At 74.5% G+C, this 19491-nt stretch carries 19 protein-coding genes; 3 read left to right on the forward strand and 16 right to left on the reverse strand.

The window, feature by feature from the left end; genetic code table 11:
* The first annotated feature begins 32 nt into the window (after window positions 1-32).
* A complete protein-coding gene (locus RHODO2019_RS11250) occupies window positions 33-968 on the forward strand; it encodes a DNA-3-methyladenine glycosylase family protein (RefSeq protein ID WP_265381888.1) in 936 nt (311 codons plus the stop codon).
* A 28-nt stretch (window positions 969-996) separates the two neighbouring features.
* Here RHODO2019_RS11250 and RHODO2019_RS11255 read toward each other — a convergent pair whose 3' ends face one another.
* Together RHODO2019_RS11255 and lepA are read right to left on the reverse strand one after the other, a co-directional pair.
* Complete coding sequence (locus RHODO2019_RS11255) at window positions 997-2061, reverse strand: NAD(P)H-dependent flavin oxidoreductase (protein WP_265381889.1); 1065 nt, start codon at window positions 2059-2061, stop codon at window positions 997-999.
* 46 nt (window positions 2062-2107) lie between these two features.
* Window positions 2108-4003 carry a translation elongation factor 4 gene (gene lepA, locus RHODO2019_RS11260; RefSeq protein WP_265381890.1) on the reverse strand — a complete coding sequence of 632 codons (1896 nt, stop codon included), beginning with the start codon at window positions 4001-4003 and terminating at the stop codon, window positions 2108-2110.
* Between the two features lie 54 nt (window positions 4004-4057).
* On the opposite strand from lepA, the gene RHODO2019_RS11265 reads away from it, so the two are divergent.
* Window positions 4058-4621 carry a type II toxin-antitoxin system PemK/MazF family toxin gene (locus RHODO2019_RS11265; RefSeq protein ID WP_265381891.1) on the forward strand — a complete coding sequence of 188 codons (564 nt, stop codon included), beginning with the start codon at window positions 4058-4060 and terminating at the stop codon, window positions 4619-4621.
* 28 nt (window positions 4622-4649) lie between these two features.
* Here RHODO2019_RS11265 and RHODO2019_RS11270 read toward each other — a convergent pair whose 3' ends face one another.
* From RHODO2019_RS11270 to RHODO2019_RS11285, 4 genes are all read right to left on the reverse strand, one after another.
* On the reverse strand, window positions 4650-5492 hold the full coding sequence (locus RHODO2019_RS11270; RefSeq protein ID WP_265381892.1) for a transglutaminase family protein: 843 nt from the start codon (window positions 5490-5492) through the stop codon (window positions 4650-4652).
* 19 nt (window positions 5493-5511) lie between these two features.
* A complete protein-coding gene (locus tag RHODO2019_RS11275; protein WP_265381893.1) occupies window positions 5512-6486 on the reverse strand; it encodes an alpha-E domain-containing protein in 975 nt (324 codons plus the stop codon).
* Window positions 6486-8006 carry a circularly permuted type 2 ATP-grasp protein gene (locus tag RHODO2019_RS11280; protein ID WP_265384736.1) on the reverse strand — a complete coding sequence of 507 codons (1521 nt, stop codon included), beginning with the start codon at window positions 8004-8006 and terminating at the stop codon, window positions 6486-6488. Before RHODO2019_RS11280 ends, RHODO2019_RS11275 begins: the two co-directional genes overlap by 1 nt.
* A gap of 222 nt (window positions 8007-8228) precedes the next feature.
* Complete coding sequence (locus RHODO2019_RS11285; RefSeq protein ID WP_265381894.1) at window positions 8229-9032, reverse strand: TSUP family transporter; 804 nt, start codon at window positions 9030-9032, stop codon at window positions 8229-8231.
* 104 nt (window positions 9033-9136) lie between these two features.
* Between RHODO2019_RS11285 and rpsT the strand changes: the two genes are divergently transcribed.
* Entirely contained in the window at window positions 9137-9397 is a 261-nt protein-coding gene (rpsT, locus tag RHODO2019_RS11290) for a 30S ribosomal protein S20 (protein ID WP_265381895.1), read from the forward strand.
* A 76-nt stretch (window positions 9398-9473) separates the two neighbouring features.
* Here rpsT and holA read toward each other — a convergent pair whose 3' ends face one another.
* From holA to RHODO2019_RS11340, 10 genes are all read right to left on the reverse strand, one after another.
* Window positions 9474-10436 (reverse strand): DNA polymerase III subunit delta, encoded by a 963-nt coding sequence (holA, locus tag RHODO2019_RS11295; RefSeq protein ID WP_265381896.1) that lies wholly within the window; start codon window positions 10434-10436, stop codon window positions 9474-9476.
* 36 nt (window positions 10437-10472) lie between these two features.
* Window positions 10473-12821 (reverse strand): ComEC/Rec2 family competence protein, encoded by a 2349-nt coding sequence (locus RHODO2019_RS11300; RefSeq protein WP_265381897.1) that lies wholly within the window; start codon window positions 12819-12821, stop codon window positions 10473-10475.
* Entirely contained in the window at window positions 12818-13597 is a 780-nt protein-coding gene (locus tag RHODO2019_RS11305) for a helix-hairpin-helix domain-containing protein (protein ID WP_435532219.1), read from the reverse strand. Before RHODO2019_RS11305 ends, RHODO2019_RS11300 begins: the two co-directional genes overlap by 4 nt.
* A 63-nt stretch (window positions 13598-13660) precedes the next feature.
* The gene (locus RHODO2019_RS11310; RefSeq protein WP_265381899.1) at window positions 13661-14572 is read right to left on the reverse strand and encodes a DegV family protein; all 912 of its coding nucleotides are present in this window, start codon (window positions 14570-14572) and stop codon (window positions 13661-13663) included.
* 26 nt (window positions 14573-14598) lie between these two features.
* Complete coding sequence (gene octT, locus RHODO2019_RS11315) at window positions 14599-15348, reverse strand: diglucosylglycerate octanoyltransferase (RefSeq protein ID WP_265381900.1); 750 nt, start codon at window positions 15346-15348, stop codon at window positions 14599-14601.
* A complete protein-coding gene (locus tag RHODO2019_RS11320; protein ID WP_435532220.1) occupies window positions 15341-15886 on the reverse strand; it encodes a histidine phosphatase family protein in 546 nt (181 codons plus the stop codon). Before RHODO2019_RS11320 ends, octT begins: the two co-directional genes overlap by 8 nt.
* Before the next feature lie 65 nt (window positions 15887-15951).
* Entirely contained in the window at window positions 15952-16404 is a 453-nt protein-coding gene (gene rsfS, locus RHODO2019_RS11325) for a ribosome silencing factor (RefSeq protein WP_265381902.1), read from the reverse strand.
* Entirely contained in the window at window positions 16401-17081 is a 681-nt protein-coding gene (gene nadD / locus RHODO2019_RS11330) for a nicotinate-nucleotide adenylyltransferase (protein WP_265384737.1), read from the reverse strand. The genes rsfS and nadD overlap by 4 nt, the downstream gene beginning before the upstream one ends.
* A 52-nt stretch (window positions 17082-17133) precedes the next feature.
* Entirely contained in the window at window positions 17134-18588 is a 1455-nt protein-coding gene (locus RHODO2019_RS11335) for a vWA domain-containing protein (protein WP_265381903.1), read from the reverse strand.
* Entirely contained in the window at window positions 18588-19454 is an 867-nt protein-coding gene (locus tag RHODO2019_RS11340) for an AAA family ATPase (RefSeq protein WP_435532221.1), read from the reverse strand. Before RHODO2019_RS11340 ends, RHODO2019_RS11335 begins: the two co-directional genes overlap by 1 nt.
* Between the last annotated feature and the right edge of the window lie 37 nt (window positions 19455-19491).

The raw sequence follows: 19491 nt of genomic DNA on the forward strand, positions 1-19491 counted from the left end.
GGACTGTCGGGGGTCGGTGCGACGGTGCGTCCATGACCACCGCCACCCGTTCCTCCGTCCGGCTGGTCGCCCTCCGCGGTGCCTTCGACCTGCGGCTGACCTCGGCCTTCGGCTTCGGCCAGCGGGAGGCGGGCCACGACCAGGACGTGCTGGAGCTCGCGTTCCTGCTGGAGCCCACCTGGGAGCCCGTCGCCGTCCTGGTCCGCCAGCCGGCCCCGGACGCCCTCGAGCTGGAGGTCACCGGCCCGGCGGACGTGGACGCCGCCGTGGCCCAGGCGCTGCGGGTGATCTCCGCGGACGTCGACGCCACCGGGTGGGACGCCCTGTGCGCGGCTGATCCCGTGCTGGGGCGCATCCGCTCCGCGAAGCCGGGTCTGCGGCCGCCGCTGTTCCACTCCGCGTACGAGGCGCTGGCCTGGTGCGTGCTCTCCGCGCGGCGCCCCCACGCGCAGGGTGTCGCCCTCCGCGAGCGGCTGAACCGCGCCCACGGGACCGTGCTGGACGTCGCCGCCGGGCCCGGGGCCGGGGGCGGGGGCGGGGGCGCCGAGCTGACCGTGCTGCCGTCCCCGGAGCAGCTGCTGGCGGTCACCGAGCTTCCCGGGCTGCCCGAGGTGAAGCTGCGCCGGTTGCACGGCATCGCCCGGGCCGCGCTGGACGGACAGCTCGCCACCGACGAGCTGCGTGCGGTGGACCCGGTGGACGCGATCCTCCGGCTGCGCGAGCTGGAGGGCATCGGCCCGTGCTACGCCGAGCTCGTCACCGTCCGCGCGCTCGGGCACACCGACGTCGTCCCCCTGCTGGAGCCGGCGGTGGCCGCCGTCGCCGGCGCGCTGCTCACCGGCAACGGTCCGCTCACCGCCGCCGAGCTCGCCACCCGCACCGCCGCGTGGAGCCCGTGGCGCACCTGGGCCTGCGTGGCCATGCGCTCCGCCGGTCCTGCGCTGGTGGGCGCGACCACCTCACGGTGACGTCCTGGCGGGACCGTCCGCGGGACCGTCAGCCGATCCTGCCGCCCACCCCCGCGAGCGCCTCGCGCGCCTGCGCCACCACCGTCGCGACCACCTCGGCCGCGGGCACGGCCCGGGCCAGGTGGTGGGTCTGGCCCGCCCACATCGCCACGGCCGTCTCGTCCCCGGCGGCGGCAGCGGCGGCGCGCACCGGTTGGGACGCGCGGTTCAGGTGCGGGTAGGCGGCGGGCGCGTCCTCGGTCAGCTCGTCGAGCATCACGTTGCGCACCCCGCGGGCGGGGCGGCCGGAGAAGGCGCGGGTCACGGCCGTCGGGCGGTCGGCCGCCACGGCAGCCCGGTGCGGGGCGGACGTGCCGGCCTCGGGGGTCAGCAGGAACGCCGAACCCAGCTGCGCCGCGCGGGCGCCCGCCACCAGCACCGCGGCCACGTCCGCCCCGTGCACCAGCCCGCCGGCCACCACCAGCGGCAGGTCCGTCACGCCCTGCACCAGCCGGAGCAGGGCGAGGAGCCCGGGGTCGCCGTCCGGGTCGGGCGAACCGGTGTTGGTGAACGTCCCGCGGTGCCCACCCGCCTCCCGCCCCTGCACCACCAGCACGTCCAGCCCCGCCGAGGTGGCCAGCACCGCCTCCGCGCGCGAGGTCACCGTCGTCCACACCTCCGAGCCCACGGCGTGCAGCGCGTCCACCACGTCCCGGGGTGGGCAGCCGAAGTAGAACGCGACCACGGGGACGGGGTCCGCCACGAGCAGGTCGACCTTCGCGCGCCAGCCGTCGTCGTCCCAGGTCGGGGCCCCGCGATCCACCCCGAGCTGCCGCGCCCACCGGTCGAGGGCCGCCAGGTGCGGGCCCAGGTCGGGTGCGGGATCGGGCTCCGCCGTCGGGAGGAACACGTTGACCCCGAACGGCTCGTCCCCCAGCGCCTCCCGTGTCGCCGTGACCCGGGCCGCGAGGGCGTCCGGGGCGAGGTTCGCGCCGGCCAGCATCCCGAGTCCGCCGGCCCGGGAGACCGCGACCGCGAGCTCCACCGTGCTCGGACCACCCGCCATGGGAGCGCCGACGATCGGGACGGTCAGGGCGTCGAGCGTGGCACTCATGCTGGCCAGGGAACCACACAGGCCCCCCGACGACGCGGCGCGAGCGCTACTTCTTGGGCTTGTCGCCCGCGGACTCGGAGGACAGCGCGGCCACGAAGGCCTCCTGGGGGACCTCGACGCGGCCGATGGTCTTCATCCGCTTCTTGCCCTCCTTCTGCTTCTCCAGCAGCTTGCGCTTGCGGCTGATGTCACCGCCGTAGCACTTGGCCAGCACGTCCTTGCGGATGGCCCGGATGTTCTCGCGGCTGATGATCTTGGCCCCGATCGCGGCCTGGATGGGCACCTCGAACTGCTGGCGCGGGATGAGCTGCCGGAGCTTGCCCGTCATCCGGTTGCCGTAGGCGCTGGAGTTGTCGCGGTGCACGATCGAGCTGAACGCGTCCACGGCCTCGCCCTGCAGCAGGATGTCCACCTTGACCAGGTCGGAAACCTGCTCGCCGGCCTCCTCGTAGTCGAGGCTCGCGTAGCCCTTGGTGCGGCTCTTCAGGGCGTCGAAGAAGTCGAACATGATCTCGCCCATCGGCAACGTGTAGCGCAGCTCGACACGGGTCTCGGAGAGGTAGTCCATGCCGAGCAGCTCGCCGCGCCGGCTCTGGCACAGCTCCATGATCGCGCCGATGTACTCGCTCGGTGCGATCACCGTGGTCTTCACGACGGGCTCGTGCACCGCGCGCACCTTGCCCTCCGGCCAGTAGGAGGGGTTCGTGACGATGGTCTCCTCACCCGCCTCCATCTCCACGCGGTACACCACGTTCGGCGCCGTGGAGATGAGCTCGAGGTTGAACTCGCGCTCGAGCCGGTCGCGGGTGATCTCCATGTGCAGCAGCCCGAGGAACCCGCAGCGGAAGCCGAAGCCCAGCGCCACCGACGTCTCCGGCTCGTAGGCCAGCGCGGCGTCGTTGAGCCGCAGCTTGTCCAGCGCGTCCCGCAGCACCGGGTAGTCGGAGCCGTCCATCGGGTACAGCCCGGAGTAGACCATCGGCTTGGGGTCGCGGTAGCCGACGAGCGGCTCGGTGGCCCCCTTGCGCGCCGAGGTCACCGTGTCGCCCACCCGGGACTCGCGGACGTCCTTCACCCCGGTGATGAGGTAGCCCACCTCGCCGACGCCCAGGCCCACGCTCGCCTGCGGCTCGGGCGAGATGATCCCGACCTCCAGCAGCTCGTGCGTGGTGCCGGTGGACATCATGGTCACCTTCTCGCGCGGGGTGATCCGCCCGTCGACCACCCGCACGTAGGTGATGACGCCGCGGTAGGCGTCGTAGACGGAGTCGAAGATCATCGCCCGCGCCGGACCCTCGGCCCTGCCCACCGGGGCCGGCACCAGGCGCACCACCTCGTCGAGCAGCTCCTTGACGCCCTCCCCGGTCTTGCCGCTCACGCGGAGCACCGAGTCCGCGTCGCAGCCGACGATGTGCGCGATCTCGGCGGCGTAGCGGTCCGGGTCGGCGGCCGGCAGGTCGATCTTGTTGAGCACCGGGATGATCGTGAGGTCCTTCTCCATGGCCAGGTAGAGGTTGGCCAGGGTCTGCGCCTCGATGCCCTGCGCGGCGTCCACCAGCAGCACCGCGCCCTCGCAGGCCTCCAGCGCGCGGGACACCTCGTAGGTGAAGTCGACGTGGCCGGGGGTGTCGATGAGGTGGAGCACGATCTCGGTGCTGACCCCGTCGACGTCGGCCACCCACGGCAGCCGCACGTTCTGGGCCTTGATCGTGATGCCACGCTCGCGCTCGATGTCCATCCGGTCCAGGTACTGCGCGCGCATCTGCCGCGGGTCGACGACGCCGGTCAGCTGCAGCATCCGGTCGGCCAGCGTCGACTTGCCGTGGTCGATGTGGGCGATGATGCAGAAGTTGCGGATGCGCTCCGGCGGCGTGAACGTCTGGTCGGCGAAGCTGGGCACGGAGCTCCCTGGTCGTGAGGGCAAGGCTGGACTGGCCCCCATCGTCCCACGACCGCGGACGGGGACCCGACGGACGCCCGACGTACTGTTCGGGGCGTGGCGAGCGCGTGGAGCAGGATCGGCAGCACCCTGGGCAGGCTGCTCGTGCAGCAGGGCCCCCGGATCGCGCGCGAGGCGCCGAAGCTGCTGCGACAGATCCAGTCCGGGCGTGGGAGCAGTGGTCCACAGGCACGGCAGCCCGCCCCGGGCACCGGTCGCCCCGTCGCCTCGCGCACCCGTCCGAGCTCCGACCGTGCGCGGACCGTCTCCTACTCCCCCGACCTGGACGGCAAGGCCGACCCGGGCGAGATCGTGTGGACGTGGGTGGTCTACGAGGAGGACGCCAGCCAGGGCAAGGACCGTCCGGTGCTCGTGGTCGGCCGCGACGGGACCACGGTGCTCGGGCTGATGCTCTCCAGCCAGTCCCGGCGCGACGGAGATCCCGACTGGCTGGCCCTGGGACCGGGCTCCTGGGACGCCGAGCGCCGTGAGAGCTGGGTGCGCCTGGACCGCGTTCTCGACGTCCCCGAGGACGGCATCCGCCGCGAGGGTGCGGTGCTCGGGCGCAGCAGGTTCGACGCCGTGGCCGCCCGGCTGCGCGCCGAGCACGGCTGGCGCTGACCCCTCGACGCTGAACCCGCGGCGGCGCTCAGGCCAGGCGGGTGATCTCCACGACCACGTCGAGGGCGGTGGAGCCGCCCCCGGAGTAGATGCCCTTGAGCGGCGGCACGTCGTGGTAGTCGCGGCCCACGCCCACGGTCACGTGCTGCTCGTTCACCTCGACGTCGTTGGTCGGGTCGTAGCCCCACCAGCCACCGGTCCACGCCTCGATCCACGCGTGGCTCTGGCCCTCGACGGTCTCCCCGACCACGGCGCTGCGCCGGGGGTGCAGGTAGCCGGAGACGTAGCGCGACGGGATCCCCATGCCGCGCAGCAGGAGCAGGGTCAGGTGCGCGTAGTCCTGGCAGACGCCCTTCTTCTCGCCCCAGGCCTCCACGGCCGAGGTGTGCACGCCCGTGGTGCCCGGCACGTAGGACATCTCCGAGTGCACCCAGGTGGCCGCCGCGCGCACGGCCTCCTCCGGGGTGAGGCCCTTGGCCAGCCTGGCCGCCACGCCGAGCAGGCCCTTGTGCGCGGGCACGTAGTCGGAGAACCCGAGGACCTCGGTGAACCGGTCGATGATCGGCTCGCTGGCCAGGTCCTCCCAGCTCGCCCGCTCCTCGGGGACCACGGTGGCCTCGGTCTCCACGACCGAGGACCCGACGACCTCCAGGCCCGTGTGCGGGGCGTGCAGGTCGAACGCGGTGACCACGCTGCCCCAGTAGTCGGTGTACCGGTAGGACCGGGTGGACGGGGTGGTCTCCACGCGGCTGAGGATGACGTTCTGCCGTCCGTCGTTTCGCGGGGTGAGCCGGGCCTCGTTGTAGGACGACGTGACCGGGGTCGCGTAGTCGTACCCGGTGGTGTGGACGACCCGCATGCGCCAGCTCATCGCTCGTCCTCCAGCAGTGTCACAGCTCTCCCTGTGCTTCGTCGAGGGGTTCGGACATGGCCCCCGCGTCCGACCAGGCCACCCAGGGGGCGGCGTGGAAGTACTGCAGCGAGATGGCCTCGCCGAGCTCGCGGCAGATCTCCTGCAGCGTCAGGAGCCGGTTCTGCAGGTCCTCCAGCACGTCCCCGGGCTTCAGGAACTCCAGCTCGCTGCGGGCCCGGCCCAGCAGGCGCTGCGCCTCCGCGCGGGAGCCGACGCGGCTGGTGGGGCGGTGGTCGAGGTCGTGCAGGCACAGCTCGGCCTGGCGCAGGGCGTGGAACACCGAGCGCGGGAACAGCCGGTCCAGCAGCAGGAACTCCACCACCCGGTTCGCGTCGAGCGCGCCGCGGTAGGTGCGCAGGTAGGTGTCGTGCGCGCCGGCCGAGCGCAGCACCGCCACCCACGCGGGGCTGGAGGTTCGGTCGCCCGCCCGGGAGAGCAGCAGCCGCACGGTCATGTCCACCCGCTCGACGGAGCGCCCGAGCACGAGGAAGCGGTAGCCGTCGTCGCGGCTCATGGTGGAGTCGGCCAGGCCCGCGAACATGGCGGCGCGCTCCTCCACGAAGGAGAAGAACTCGTGCGGGCCGAGCCTGCGGGCTGCGCGCTGGCGCTCGGGCAGCGCGTTGAACGTGGTGTTCAGGCACTCCCACATCTCGCTGGAGGTGACCTCGCGGGCACCACGGGCGTTCTCCCGGGCGCTGGAGACCGAGGCGATGATGGAGCCGCCGTGCTCGCGGCCGTAGGCCACCAGCTCGGTCAGCGACCACACGTCCAGCTCGCCCTCGGGCGGGTCGATGCCCAGCACCCGGCACAGCGTGCGCGAGTGGCGGTCGGGATCGACGGTGGCGTCCTCGAGGAGCTGGTGGACCGACACGTCGAGGATGCGGGCGGTGTCGTCGGCCCGCTCCACGTAGCGGCCGATCCAGTACAGCGACTCGGCGTTGCGGGCGAGCACTACCGTCCACCTCCCTGTTGCTGCTGCTGTTGCTGCTCCTGGAGCGCGGAGAGCTCGGGGCCGTGCTCGGCCTCCACGCCCAGAGGCACCTCGCTGACGAGCTCCTCCCCGGCGAGCTCGCGCTCGTCGGTGGACCCGCGCCCGGCCAGCACCCAGGTGTCCTTGCTGCCGCCACCCTGGCTGGAGTTGACCACCAGGCTGTCCTCGGGCAGGGCGACGCGCGTCAGCCCGCCCGGCAGGACCCAGATGCCGTCACCGTCGTTGACCGCGAAGGGGCGCAGGTCCACGTGCCGCGGGACCAGCTCGTCGCCGATCTTGGTGGGCACGGTGGAGAGCTGGACGACGGGCTGGGCGATCCAGCCGCGCGGGTCCTCCCTGATCTTCTTGCGGATGGCCTTGAGCTCGCGCGGCCCCGCGTCCGGGCCGAAGACGATGCCGTAGCCGCCGGAACCCTCCACCGGCTTGATGACGAGCTCCTCGGCGCGGTCGAGCACCTCGGTGCACTCCTCGTCGAGCCAGCAGCGAAAGGTGTCGACGTTGGCCAGCAGGGGCTTCTCGCCCAGGTAGTAGTCGATCATCGTGGGCACGTAGGTGTAGACGAGCTTGTCGTCGCCGACCCCGTTTCCGACGGCCGAGGAGATCACCACGTTGCCCGCACGGGCCGCGTTGATGATCCCCGCGACGCCCAGCACCGAGTCGGGCTTGAAGTGCATGGGGTCCAGGTACTCGTCGTCGATGCGGCGGTAGACGACGTCCACCTGGCGCTCGCCCTCGGTGGTGCGCATGTAGACGGTGTTGTCGCGGCAGAACAGGTCGCGACCCTCGACGAGCTCCACGCCCATCTGCCGGGCCAGCAGCGAGTGCTCGAAGTAGGCCGAGTTCGCGACGCCCGGGGTGAGCACGACCACCGTCGGGTCGGCCACGTTGCTGGCCGCCGACGCGCGCAGGGCCCGCAGCAGGTGGTTGGCGTAGTCGCCGACCGCGCGCACCTTGTGGCTGGCGAACAGGTCGGGGAACACCCGTGCCATGGTGCGGCGGTTCTCCATGACGTAGCTGACGCCGGACGGGCTGCGGAGGTTGTCCTCCAGCACCCGGAACGTCCCCTGTGCGTCGCGCACCAGGTCGATGCCCGAGACGTGGATGCGCACCCCGTTGGGCGGCACGATCCCGGCGGCCTCGCGGTGGAAGTGCTCGCAGGAGGTGATCAGCCGCTTCGGCAGGACGCCGTCGCGGAGGATCTCCTGCTCGCCGTAGACGTCGGCGAGGAACGCCTCGATCGCCCGGACGCGCTGGACGATGCCCTTCTCCAGCTTCGTCCACTCCGCGGCCGAGATCACCCGGGGGACGAGGTCCAGCGGGAACGGCCGCTCCTGGCCGGACAGCGAGAACGTGATGCCCTGGTCCACGAACGCGCGTCCGAGCGCGTCCGAGCGGGTGGCCAGGTCCGCCGCGTCGGACGGCGCGAGCGCGGCGTGCAGTCCCTTGTAGGGCGGGCGCACCGAACCGTCGTGGTGGAACATCTCGTCGTAGGCCTGCGCGTAGTGCTCGCTGCGCTGGTACCCGTTGAACAGGTCCCCCGATGTGCCCTGGCCCTGCGTCGCCGCACGCGACGTCTGGGACTGCGCGAGCGCCTGGATGCGGGGCAGCGGTCTGGTCACGCCCTCATCCTGTCCGACGAGACACCCCCCGTGCGCACCGACCTCGACTGGCGTGTCGACGGGTGCGCACCGGTCAGCGGCTCGTCACGCCGACGTGACGAGCTGGACGATCAGCGACACCACGAGCACGGCCACCACCACGAGGAACACCCGACGCACGAAGGCCGAGCCCCGCCGCACCGCGACCCTGGCGCCCAGCGTCGCACCGAGCAGGTTCGCCACGGCCATGCACAGCGCCAGCCCCCACACGACGTGCCCCGCCGGGATGAAGTACGCCAGCGCGCCCAGGTTGGTGGCGACGTTGACCAGCTTGGCCGTGGCCGAGGCGTGCAGGAACGCGTAGCCCACCGCTCCGACCAGCAGGAACACCAGGAACGAGCCGGTTCCCGGCCCCGCCAGCCCGTCGTAGCCGCCGATGACCGCACCGCCGGTGGCCATGAGCACCAGCTGCGGGCGCCGCCCGAAGCGGAGCCGCTGCGTGGACCCCAGGTGCGGCGTGCGGAGGGTGTAGATCCCCACCCCGAGCACGGCCACGAGGACCACGACCCGCAGGACGGTGGCCGGGAGGGCCCCGGCGAACGCCGCTCCCCCGACCGAGCCCGCGAACGCGGTGCCCGCCATCAGCACGGCCGCACGCCAGTCCACCCGGGTGCCCCGGGCGTAGGTGACCGTGGCCGCGGTCGTGCCGACGACGGAGGCCACCTTGTTCGTCGCCAGGGCCAGCACCGGCGCCCCCGGCAGGAGCAGCAGCAGAGCCGGCAGCTGCACCAGCCCGCCCCCGCCGACCACGGCGTCCACCACCCCGGCGACGAGGGCGGCCGCCAGCAGGGCCAGCAGGGCCAGCAGGGTGATCTCGCCGAACCCGGGCCAGCCCAGTGGTGACAGCACGGCCGGTAGTGTGGTGGGTCGAGCACGGGTTTGGGTGATCAGCGCACCCGCTGCTAATCTCTGAGGTCGGTAACTCCCAACACACATGATCTGAGGGTGCACGCGTGGCCAACATCAAGTCCCAGGTGAAGCGGATCCGCACGAACGAGCGTCAGCGGCTGCGCAACCAGTCGGTGAAGTCGTCCCTGCGCACCGCCATCCGCCAGTTCCGTGCGGCCGTGGCCACGGGGGACAAGGACAAGGCCAGCACGACTCTCGTCGAGGCCAGCCGCAAGCTCGACAAGGCAGCCGGCAAGGGCGTCATCCACGCCAACCAGGCCGCCAACAAGAAGTCCGCCATGGCGCAGGCGGTCAACAAGCTCTGATCCACCTCGCCACCAGAGCAGCCCCGGTCGGTCCCCGACCGGGGCTGCTCTGCGTCCGGGCCTGCCGGCAACGGGCTCAGGCCGCGCGGAGGTCGACGACGGCGAGCACGGCGCGCTCGATGGCGTAGGCCGGATCGGCCGCCGCACCCTTGACGTCGGCGTTGAGCGCGGCCACCACCTGCAGCGCTGCCCCGACCGAGCGGGGACTCCACCCCCGCGACTGGGCCTGCGCCTTCTTCACCTTCCAGGGCGGCATCCCGAGCTCGGAGGCCATCCGGAACGGGTCCCCGCGGCCGGCCGCCCCGACCCGGGCGATGGTGCGCACCGCGTCGGCCAGGGCATCGGCCAGCAGCACGTCGGCCACGCCGCGGTGCACGGCCCACCGCAGCGCCTCCAGGGCGGCAGCGCGGTCCCCCGAGACGGCCGCGTCGGCCACGTCGAAACCGGTGACCTCGGCGCGGCCCTGGTGGTAGCGACGCACGGCCACCACGTCGACCCGGCCGCCGGTGTCCGCGACGAGCTGCGAGCAGGCCGCGGCGAGCTCGCGCAGGTCCGAGCCCACGGCGTCGACCAGGGCGGAGACCGCGTCGCCGGCGGCCCGGGCCCCGGCCGCCGCGAGCTCGGCGCGCACGAAGGTGGGCAGGAAGGCGGCCAGCTCAGCCCCCTTGAGCCTGGCCGCCCGGTGCGTGGTGGCCCCGGCCCCGACCAGCGCGTCCGCGATCGCCCTGCCCCTCGCGCCCCCGGCGTGCCGGACGACCAGCGTGACCCCGTCCGGCAGGTCGGCGGCCGCGGAGACGACCAGCGCGGCGGCGTCCTTGCCCGCCTCGTGCACGGACTCCAGCACGATCACCCGGGCCTCGGCGAACAGCGAGGGGCTCAGCATCTCGGCCAGCTCCGGTGCGGAGACCTCACCCGCCCTGCGGTGCTGCACGTCCGCGGTGGGGTCCTGTGCGCGGACCGCCGCGACGACGGCGGACACGGCGCGCTCGGCCAGCAGCTCCTCGTCCCCGAGGACGAGGTGCAGAGCGGGGTTCGTCACGCCGGCAAGCGTCCCACGCGGCGCCGACAGGACCGTCTACGGCGGCGGTCGGGGGTCGCCGCGCTCGACCACCACCGGACCGTCCGGCCCCGGCCGCAGAGCCACGTCACCGGCCTGGTCGGTGCGCTCCACGGGCACGCCCACAGCCGCCAGGTGCTCCAGGACGGGCGCGCTGGGGTGGCCGTAGGGGTTTCCCTGCCCCGCGCTGATCACCGCCACCCGCGGGGCGACGGCGTCGAAGAACTCCGGGAGGCTGAACCGCGAGCCGTGGTGGGGCACCTTGAGCACGTCGGCGTGCAGGTCGAGCCCGCTGCTGAGCAGCTCGCCCTGCGCGCCGAGCTCGACGTCGCCGGGCAGCAGCACCCGACCGAGGGTGGTCTGCGCGGCCAGGACGAGGGAGAACTCGTCGATCTGGGTGCCGGGGTCACCGCCGAGCCGGGTGGGCGGGGTCCTCGTGGGCGCCAGCACGTCGAGGGTGAGACCGGGCCACTGCAGCCGCTGCCCGGCGGCGAGGTCCACCACGGGCACCCCGTGCTCGGCGGCGGTGGCCTGGACACCGGCCACGGCGTCCTCGGGCAGGTGCAGCGGCCCCACCGCCACCGCCCCCACGCTGCGGCCCTCGAGCACTCCGGCGAGCCCACGCACGTGGTCGGCGTGCAGGTGGCTGAGCACCACCAGCGGCACCTGCGTCACGCCGAGGCGGTCGAGGCAGCCGTCGATGACCGACGGGTCCGGCCCGGTGTCCACCACCACGGCCGAACCCTCCCCGGCGGAGAGCACGAGCGCATCACCCTGGCCGACGTCGCAGGCCACCAGCGCCCACCCGGTCACGGGCCAGCCCGGCAGGAGGAGTCGGGTGGGCACCACCACCAGCCCGGCCCCGACGACCACCGCCACCACCAGGCCGCGCACGGCCGCGCTGCGGGCCAGCACCAGCGCCACGACGGTCGCCGCGGCCATCCCCACGGCCCCGGCCGCTCCCCCGGGCACCGCGACGACGGCCCCCGGCACGTCTGCGGCCCGGTGGGTCACCTCCACCAGCCACCACACGGGCGGTCCGGCCAGGCGCACGAGCACCTCGCCGGCCGGGGTCCACACCGGCAGCACCACGGCGGCAGCGACCCCTGCGACGGTGGCCACCCCCACGGCCGGCGCCGCGAGCAGGTTCGCCAGCACGGCCACCAGGCTCAGCTGGGACGACAGCCCGGCGATCACCGGCGCCGTGACGACGTGCGCGGCGGCCGGGACCGCGAGCAGCTCGGCCACCCCGGCCGGCACCCCGCGACGCCGCAGGGCCAGCACCCAGCGCGGGGCCAGCAGCACCAGGGCCCCGGTGGCCAGGACCGAGAGCGCGAACCCGGCGTCCACGGCGAGCGCCGGCCGCACGGCGAGCAGCACGAGCACGGCCCCGCTCAGCGCGGGCAGCGCCTGCCTGCGCCGCCCGGTGACCAGGGCCAGCAGGGCCACCGTCCCCATCACCGCCGCGCGGAGCACGCTCGGCGAGGGGCGCGCCAGCACCACGAAACCGACCAGCGCGAGCCCGGCGAGCACAGCCGCCGTCCGCGGCCCGGCCCCGAGCCCGCGCACCAGCAGGACCACCGCCCCGAGCACGATGGTGATGTTGGTGCCGGACACGGCGGTCAGGTGCGTGAGCCCGGCGACCTTGGCGTCGGCCACCAGGTCGTCGGACAGGGCGGACGTGTCACCGACCACCAGACCGGGGAGCAGGCCCGCCGAGTCCGGGCCGAGGGTGCGGGCGGCGGCCTCGCGCAGGCCCGTGCGCAGCGAGCCGGCGGCGCGCTGGGCCGCTGAGGGCAGCCCGAGCACCTCGGGCGCCCGGTCGACCCGCAGGGCCGCCACGGTGAGGTCGTGGCGCTGGGGCGCGGCCACCTGCCCGCGCACGCGGACGTGCTGGCCCGGCAGCAGACCGGCCCACCCCTGCGCGGGGGCCAGCACCACCACCGCACCGCCGAGGTGGGCGTGGTCGGTGGAGGACACCAGGTCGGCGGCGACGAGCACGCGCGGCGGGGCCCCGGGCAGGGCCGCCCCGCGCAGGGCCTTCGGGTCGTCGGTGAGGACAATCTCGACGGTCGTGCTCCGCCCGGGCCCACCGGCCAGCGGGTTCGTGCTGACGGCGTGGCTGCGCAGGGCGGTGGCCAGCCCGAACGCGGTGACCACGGCGAGGACGGCGAGCAGCCCGGCCGCCCCGGCGCGGTGCCGGTGCCGGGCGAGCACCACCGCCGCGGCGGGAACGGCCACGGCGGCGAGCACCACGCCCGCGAGCGTCCCGGCCAGGATCCCGGTGCCCACGGTGAGCCAGGCGGCCAGCGCGGACGGGACGAGGCGGACGTCCAGGGTGGGTGCGTGCTGCTCGGACGGGCTCACACGGTGACCAGGTCGACGAGCTGGGCGAGCCGGGCAGCCCCCACCCCGCTCACGTCGTCGAGCTGGTCGACGCTGGTGAAGGGACCGTTCTGGGTGCGGAAGTCGATGATCGCCCCGGCCATCACCGGACCCACCCCGGGCAGCTCCTCCAGCTCGGGCTGCGTGGCGGTGTTGAGGTTGACCAGTCCGCCGGCGGCGGACGCCCCCGGAGCCGGGGAGACCGCCACCGCCGGTGGTCCGACGACCCCGACGAGGACCTGCTCGCCGTCGGTGAGCGGCTGCGCCAGGTTCAGGGTCAGCAGGTCGGTGCCGGGCAGGGCTCCCCCGGCGGCGGTCAGCGCGTCGGCCACCCGGGCGCCGGCGCGCAGGGTGACCAGCCCCGGGGTAGCGACCGACCCAGCCACGCTGACCACGAGCTCACCCGTCGGCGCCGGGCCGGTGGGGCTCGCCGTCGGCGCGCTGACCACCACCGGGGCGAGCGGCAGGACAGCCTGGGGCACCGGGCGGTCGCGCCACACGCCCACGGCGGCGAGCACCGCGGCCACGGCCGCGACCCCGGCGAGCGCGAGCGCGCCCCTGCGGCCGGGATCGGCGCGGGCTCCGCGCCAGGAGGCCGGCAACCAGCGCTCCCGCCACCCGCGCGGACGGGCGTGCTGGGGCTGCGGCGGTGCCTCGTCGGCGGGCTCCGGCTCCGGGGGCATCGGCCCGTCCGCCGTCACCGCGCTCAACCGGTGCCGGGCGCGCGCGCTGGAGTGGGACGGGTCGCTGGTCTGCACGAACGTCGACGCTAGGAGGGCGGCCGCGTCCCGGACTGCCACCGCAGGCTGCCTGTGGACAGCTCAGCGGGGTGTGGACAACCCGGCCGCTCCAGGGTCGCCGGCGCCACCGGGACACACCACCACGCCCACCATGCCGGGCCCCAGGTGCGCACCCACGACGGCGCCGACGGACGACACGTGCAGCTCGATGACCGACGGCAGCCGCTCGCGCAGGGCCACCGCCAGGGCCTGGGCCCGCTCCGGCGCACCGAGGTGGTGCACGGCCACGGCGGTGGGCGCGTCCCCGGCGGCCAGGGCGGCGAGCTCCACGAGCCGGACCAGCGCCCGCGCCGAGGTGCGCACCTTCTCCAGCGCCTCGATGTGGCCGTCCACGACGTGCAGCAGCGGCTTGACCGCGAGCGCGGTGCCCAGGGCCGCGGCGGCCGCCCCGATCCGGCCGCCGCGGCGCAGGTGCTCCAGGGTGTCCAGGCACAGCAGGGTGCGGCAGCGCGCCGCGACGTCGACGGCAGCGGCGTGCACCTCGTCCAGGTCGGCGCCGGCTGCCGCCGCCCGCGCCGCGGCCAGCACCGGGAAGCCCAGCCCCATCGCCGTCGAGCCGGAGTCCACCACCCGCACCCGTCGCCCGGCTGCGGCGCCCGCACGGGCCGCCAGCCGGCCGGCGTCCCAGGTGCCGCTGAGCTGGCGGGACAGGTGCACCGCGAGCACGTCGGAGCCGTCGTCCCCGGCGGCGGTGTAGGCCTGCTCGAGCTCGCCGACCGAGCAGCGGGAGGTGGTGACGGCTTCGGGCTGGCGCCGCAGGCCCGGCCGACCGGAACCCAGCGCCGCGACGAGCTCGTCGGGCCCGATGTCGACCCCGTCGAGGTGCGCGACCCCGTCGAGCAGCACGTGCAGCGGCACGACGACGATGCCGTGCTCCGCAGCCACCCCGGGCGCGAGGTGCGCGCTGGAGTCGGTGACGACGCTCACGGGCACGGCCCTGACACTAGAGCGCGGAGCGGCTAGGACAGTCCGCCCACCCCGCTCGCACGCACCTGGGCCGCCGTGGTCGCACGCACCTGGGCGACCACGGCGTCGGCGACGGAGCGGTGACCCTCCCACCCCCAGTGCAGCCCGTCGGGGTTGCCGCGCCCGGACAGCACGTGCTCCCCCACCGCCGCCCGCAGGTCCACCAGCGGCACCCCCGAGGTCGCCGACCACACCCGCAGCGCCCGCTCGGCGGCCGGACGCCCGGCGTGCACGCCGGCGTAGGCGGCGCTGCGGTGCACCGAGGGCAGGGTGCCGATGACGGGCAGATCGGGCCGCAGGGCGTGCAGCGCCGCCCGGCACAGCTCCAGGTGCTCGACGCTGAGCCGGGGCGGCAGCGCCACCGGCCGGCCGAGCGGGGACAGCCGCGGCTGCGCCCACCCGTACGCGGCGCGGGCGACGCGACGCAGGGCCGGGGGCCGGAGGTAGCGCAGCTGCTCACGCAGCGCCGTCGGCAGCGGGGACGGCAGCGTGTCCATGCCGCCCACCGCCAGCACCACCGCACCGGCCTGGCCGGTCGCGGCCCACACGCGGGGGTCCTGGGTCAGCGCCCACCACGCGTCGCGGCTGGTCCAGCCGACCCGGGCGACGAGCTCGCAGCGCCACCCCAGCTCCGCCGCGGCCAGCACCGGCCAGATCCGCGGGTGGTCGGCGGGGTGGGCGCGCTCGGGGCCGTGGTGGGCGAGGCTGTCGGCGATCACGAGCAGCACGGGGGGTTCAGCCACGGGTGTCCCACGCCTCCAGCCGCCAGGAGGGACGACCGTCCACCACCCGTGGCACGAGCTCGGCCCAGCGGGTGTTCCCGAGTCCGCCGACCACCGCCCAGCGGGCGACGGGCAGCTCGAGCAGCCGGGCGGTCAGCGCCGCGACCAGGCCGCCGTGCGCCACCAGGACGACCGTGCCGGGCCCCTCGGGCAGCTCGTCGACCACCGCCGCACCGCGCTCGGCCACCTCCACCCTGGTCTCGCCACCGGGCGGGCGGTACAGCGCGTCGGAGCGCCAGGCCGGGAAACCCCCGGGGGTGTGCTCCTCGACCTCGGTGTGGGTCAGTCCCTGCCACTGGCCCAGCAGCGTCTCCCGCAGCCGCGCGTCGGGGTGGACCGCCACCCCCGCGGCGGCAGCGACCGCCGCGGCGGTGTCCGCGGCCCGGGCGAGGTCCGAGGTGACCACGAGCTCGGGGTGCAGCGCGGCGACCAGCGGTGCGACGGTCGCCGCCTGCTCGCGTCCACGGTCGTTGAGCCCGATGTCGAGCTGGCCCTGCATGCGCAGCCCGGCGTTGTGGTCGGTCTCACCGTGCCGCAGCAGGACCAGCCGGCGGTGCGACCCCGTCACTGGCCCTTGAGGAGGCGGTTGAGCCGCTCGGTCTCGGTGAGCTCGCGGCTCTCGGCGTCCGAGCTGGCCTCGGAGCCGGTGGGCTGGTGCGCGTCGGCGTCGAAGGGGATGACGGGGCAGTCCTTCCAGAGCCGCTCCAGTCCGTAGAAGCTGCGCTCCTCGTCGTGCTGGACGTGCACCACGACGTCGACGAAGTCCAGCAGCACCCAGCGCCCCTCCTTGGTGCCCTCGCGGCGCACGGGCTTCACCCCGTGGCGGCGCATCTGCTCCTCCACCTCGTCGACGATGGCGCCGACCTGGCGCTCGTTGCCGGCGGAGGCGATGACGAAGCAGTCGGTGATGACGAGCTGCTCGGACACGTCGAGGATGGTGATGTTCTTGGCGAGCTTCTCGGCGGCGGCGGCCGCCGCGACGAGCGCGGCCTCGCGGGCGGAGCTGGTGGCGGTCACGGTGTGGCTCCTGGTGCGATCGGTGGTGCAGGTGCTGTCAGTGGTGGGGCGTGGTGCGGGGACGGGTCCGAGGTGCGGACGGTGCCGTCCGGACGGGGCGCGTCGGCGGGGCGGTAGAGGTCGCGCTTGGAGATGTACTGGACCACCCCGTCGGGCACGAGGTACCAGACCGGACGCCCCTCGGCGGCGCGGGTGCGGCACTCGGTGGAGGAGATGGCCAGGGCGGGGATCTCCACGAGGTCCAGGGCCCCGGGCCGCAGGTCTCCCAGGTGGTCGGCCTCCAGCTCGAACCCGGGCCGGGTGACGCCGACGAAGTGGGCCAGGTCGAACAGGTCCTCCACCCGGTGCCAGGACAGGATGGCCGCCAGTGCGTCGGCCCCGGTGATGAAGTACAGCTCGGCGTCCGGGTGCTGGGCCCGCAGGTCGCGCAGGGTGTCGACGGTGTAGGTGGGACCCACCCGGTCGATGTCGACCCGGCTCACCGAGAACCGCGGGTTGGACGCGGTGGCGATGACCGTCATGAGGTAGCGGTCCTCGGCCGGGCTGACCAGGTGCTCACGCTTCTGGTACGGCTCGCCGGTGGGCACGAAGACCACCTCGTCGAGGGCGAACCGCTCCGCGACCTCGCTGGCGGCCACCAGGTGGCCGTGGTGCACGGGGTCGAACGTCCCGCCCATCACCCCCAGCCGTCTCGTCACCGCTCCAGGGTAGTGGCTGGCCCGCCCCCGCTCAGACCGGCAGCAGGCGGGCGACGACCTCGGCGAGCTGCTCGGCGGTGCGGCACTCGTGCATGGGGACCAGCGCGGCGTACCGGTCGGCGGCGGAGTCCCCGCTGCCCCACTGGGACCGCGGCTCGGGGTTGAGCCAGTGCACGTGCCTCGCGGTGGAGGCGAGGCGGCGCAGCACGGCCAGATTCGGGTCGCGGTAGTTGGTCCGGGCGTCGCCGAGCACCAGCACCGAGCTCTTGGTGGTGACCGCGTCGGCGAAGGTCTCCGCGAAGTCCCCCAGCGCGTTGCCGTAGTCGGAGTGCCCGTCGAAGGCGACGAGCTTCGCCTCGTGCGTCATCCGGGCCATGGCGTCGGCCAGGTCGCTGCCCGGGTCGAAGAACGAGGTGACCTCGTCGGTGGTGTCGACGAAGGCGAACACCCGCACCCGGGAGAACTGCTCGCGCAGGGCGCTGACGAGCAGCAGGGTGAAGTGGCTGAACCCCGCCACCGACCCGGAGACGTCGCAGAGGATGACGAGCTCGGGCCGCCCGGGCCGCGGCTTCTTCAGCTCCAGGCTCACCGGGACACCACCGGTGGACATCGACTTCCGCAGGGTCCGACGCAGGTCGATGGCCCCGCGGCGGCTGCGGCGCCGGCGCGCGGCGAGCCGGCTCGCGAGCCGCCGGGCCAGGGGCGCCACGGTCTTGCGCAGCTCGACGAGCTCGTCGCTGCGCGCACGGAGGAAGTCGACCTGCTCGGCGATCTTGGGCACGCTCGAGGCCGCGACCTTCTCCTTGCCGACCCGCTCGGCGGTGCGCCGACGCACCTCCTCCTCGACGTCGCGGCGGAACTCGGCGATGCGCTCCTTGGCGGTGCGACGGGCGATCTCGGTGTCGAAGTCGCTCGCCGCCCCCGCAGCCTCCTCGCCCCCGAGCAGGGCCTCGAGGATCCGGGCGAGCAGCGTGTCCGGGGAGATGTCGCGCAGCGCCTGGTAGGCCGAGAAGGACGGACCGGAGCGCGTCTCGTAGCGGCCGAGCTGCTCGGCGACCTCGCGGGCGAGCATGCGGCTGAGCCCGCGGGACCGGGCGGAGCCCTCGGCCAGGAGCTCGGCGAGCAGGTCGCGCACGGCGTCGAGATCGACGTCGCCGTCCTCGTCGCGCGGCAGCTCGGTGTCCACCGCGTCCGCCCCCCCGACGAAGCGCTCGCCGATGACGGCGGGGAACCACAGGTCGAACAGGCTGTCGTAGGTGCGGCGGTGGGTGGCGCGGCGCAGCAGGGCGGCGGCCAGGCCCTCCCGCAGCGCCTCGCGGTCGAGCAGGTCGAGGACCTCCATGACCCGTCCGGCGTCGACGGTCTCCGACGGGCCGACCCCGATGCCCCGCGAGCGCAGCGCCTCGACGAAGGAGACGAGGTGACCGGGCAGGCCGTGCGGCGCAGCCGGGCGCTCGTCGGCGAGCCAGGACGGGCGGCTGGCCACTAGTTGAGCCGCAGCTCGCCGGCCGCCCGGAGCTGGTCGCTCTGGTGCTTGAGCACCACGCCCAGGGTGGACCGCACGGCGGCGTCGTCGAGGGTGTCCAGGCCCAGCGCCAGCAGCGTGCGGCCCCAGTCGATGGTCTCCGCCACCGAGGGCAGCTTCTTGAGCTGCATGCCGCGCAGCACGCGCATGGTCCGCACGAGCTGCTCGGCCAGCGCCTCGGGCAGGTCGGGCACCCGGCTGGCCAGGATGCGCCGCTCGAGCTCGGCGTCGGGGAAGTCCAGGTGCAGGAACAGGCAGCGGCGCTTGAGGGCCTCGCTGAGCTCGCGGGTGGCGTTGGAGGTCAGCACCACGAACGGCTTGCGGGTGGCCACGATGGTCCCGAGCTCGGGGACGGTGACGGCGAAGTCGCTGAGGACCTCCAGCAGCAGGCCCTCGATCTCGACGTCGGCCTTGTCGGTCTCGTCGATGAGCAGCACCGTCGGCTCGGTGCGACGGATGGCGGTGAGCAGGGGGCGCGTCAGCAGGAACTCCTCGCTGAACACGTCCTCCTGCGTCTGCTGCCAGTCGCCGCTGCCGGCCTGGATCCGCAGCAGCTGCTTGGCGTGGTTCCACTCGTAGAGCGCCCTCGCCTCGTCGACGCCCTCGTAGCACTGCAGGCGGACGAGCCCGGCGCCGGTGGCCTCGGAGACGGCACGGGCCAGCTCGGTCTTGCCCACCCCGGCGGGGCCCTCGACGAGAAGGGGCTTGCCGAGCCGGTCGGCCAGGAACACCGAGGTCGCGGTGGCCTTGTCGGCCAGGTAGCCGGTGGTGGCCAGCTTCTCCACGACGTCGTCGACGCTGGTGAACAACGGCGGGCTGGTGGTCACGGCGTGCGAGTCACTGCGGGCCACGGGGTGCGCTCCT

Origin of the sequence: Rhodococcus antarcticus, from assembly GCF_026153295.1 — a bacterium.
Taxonomy (GTDB): Bacteria; Actinomycetota; Actinomycetes; order Mycobacteriales; family Mycobacteriaceae; genus Rhodococcus_D; species Rhodococcus_D antarcticus.

Coding starts and splice junctions, on each gene's coding strand:
- RHODO2019_RS11250 (WP_265381888.1), top strand. CDS start 33: ATGACCACCGCCACCCGTTCCTCCGTCCGGCTGGTCGCCCTCCGCGGT.
- RHODO2019_RS11255 (WP_265381889.1), bottom strand. CDS start 2,061: ATGAGTGCCACGCTCGACGCCCTGACCGTCCCGATCGTCGGCGCTCCC.
- lepA (WP_265381890.1), bottom strand. CDS start 4,003: ATGGGGGCCAGTCCAGCCTTGCCCTCACGACCAGGGAGCTCCGTGCCC.
- RHODO2019_RS11270 (WP_265381892.1), bottom strand. CDS start 5,492: ATGAGCTGGCGCATGCGGGTCGTCCACACCACCGGGTACGACTACGCG.
- RHODO2019_RS11280 (WP_265384736.1), bottom strand. CDS start 8,006: ATGTTCCACCACGACGGTTCGGTGCGCCCGCCCTACAAGGGACTGCAC.
- RHODO2019_RS11320 (WP_435532220.1), bottom strand. CDS start 15,886: ATGCAGGGCCAGCTCGACATCGGGCTCAACGACCGTGGACGCGAGCAG.
- nadD (WP_265384737.1), bottom strand. CDS start 17,081: ATGGGCGGGACGTTCGACCCCGTGCACCACGGCCACCTGGTGGCCGCC.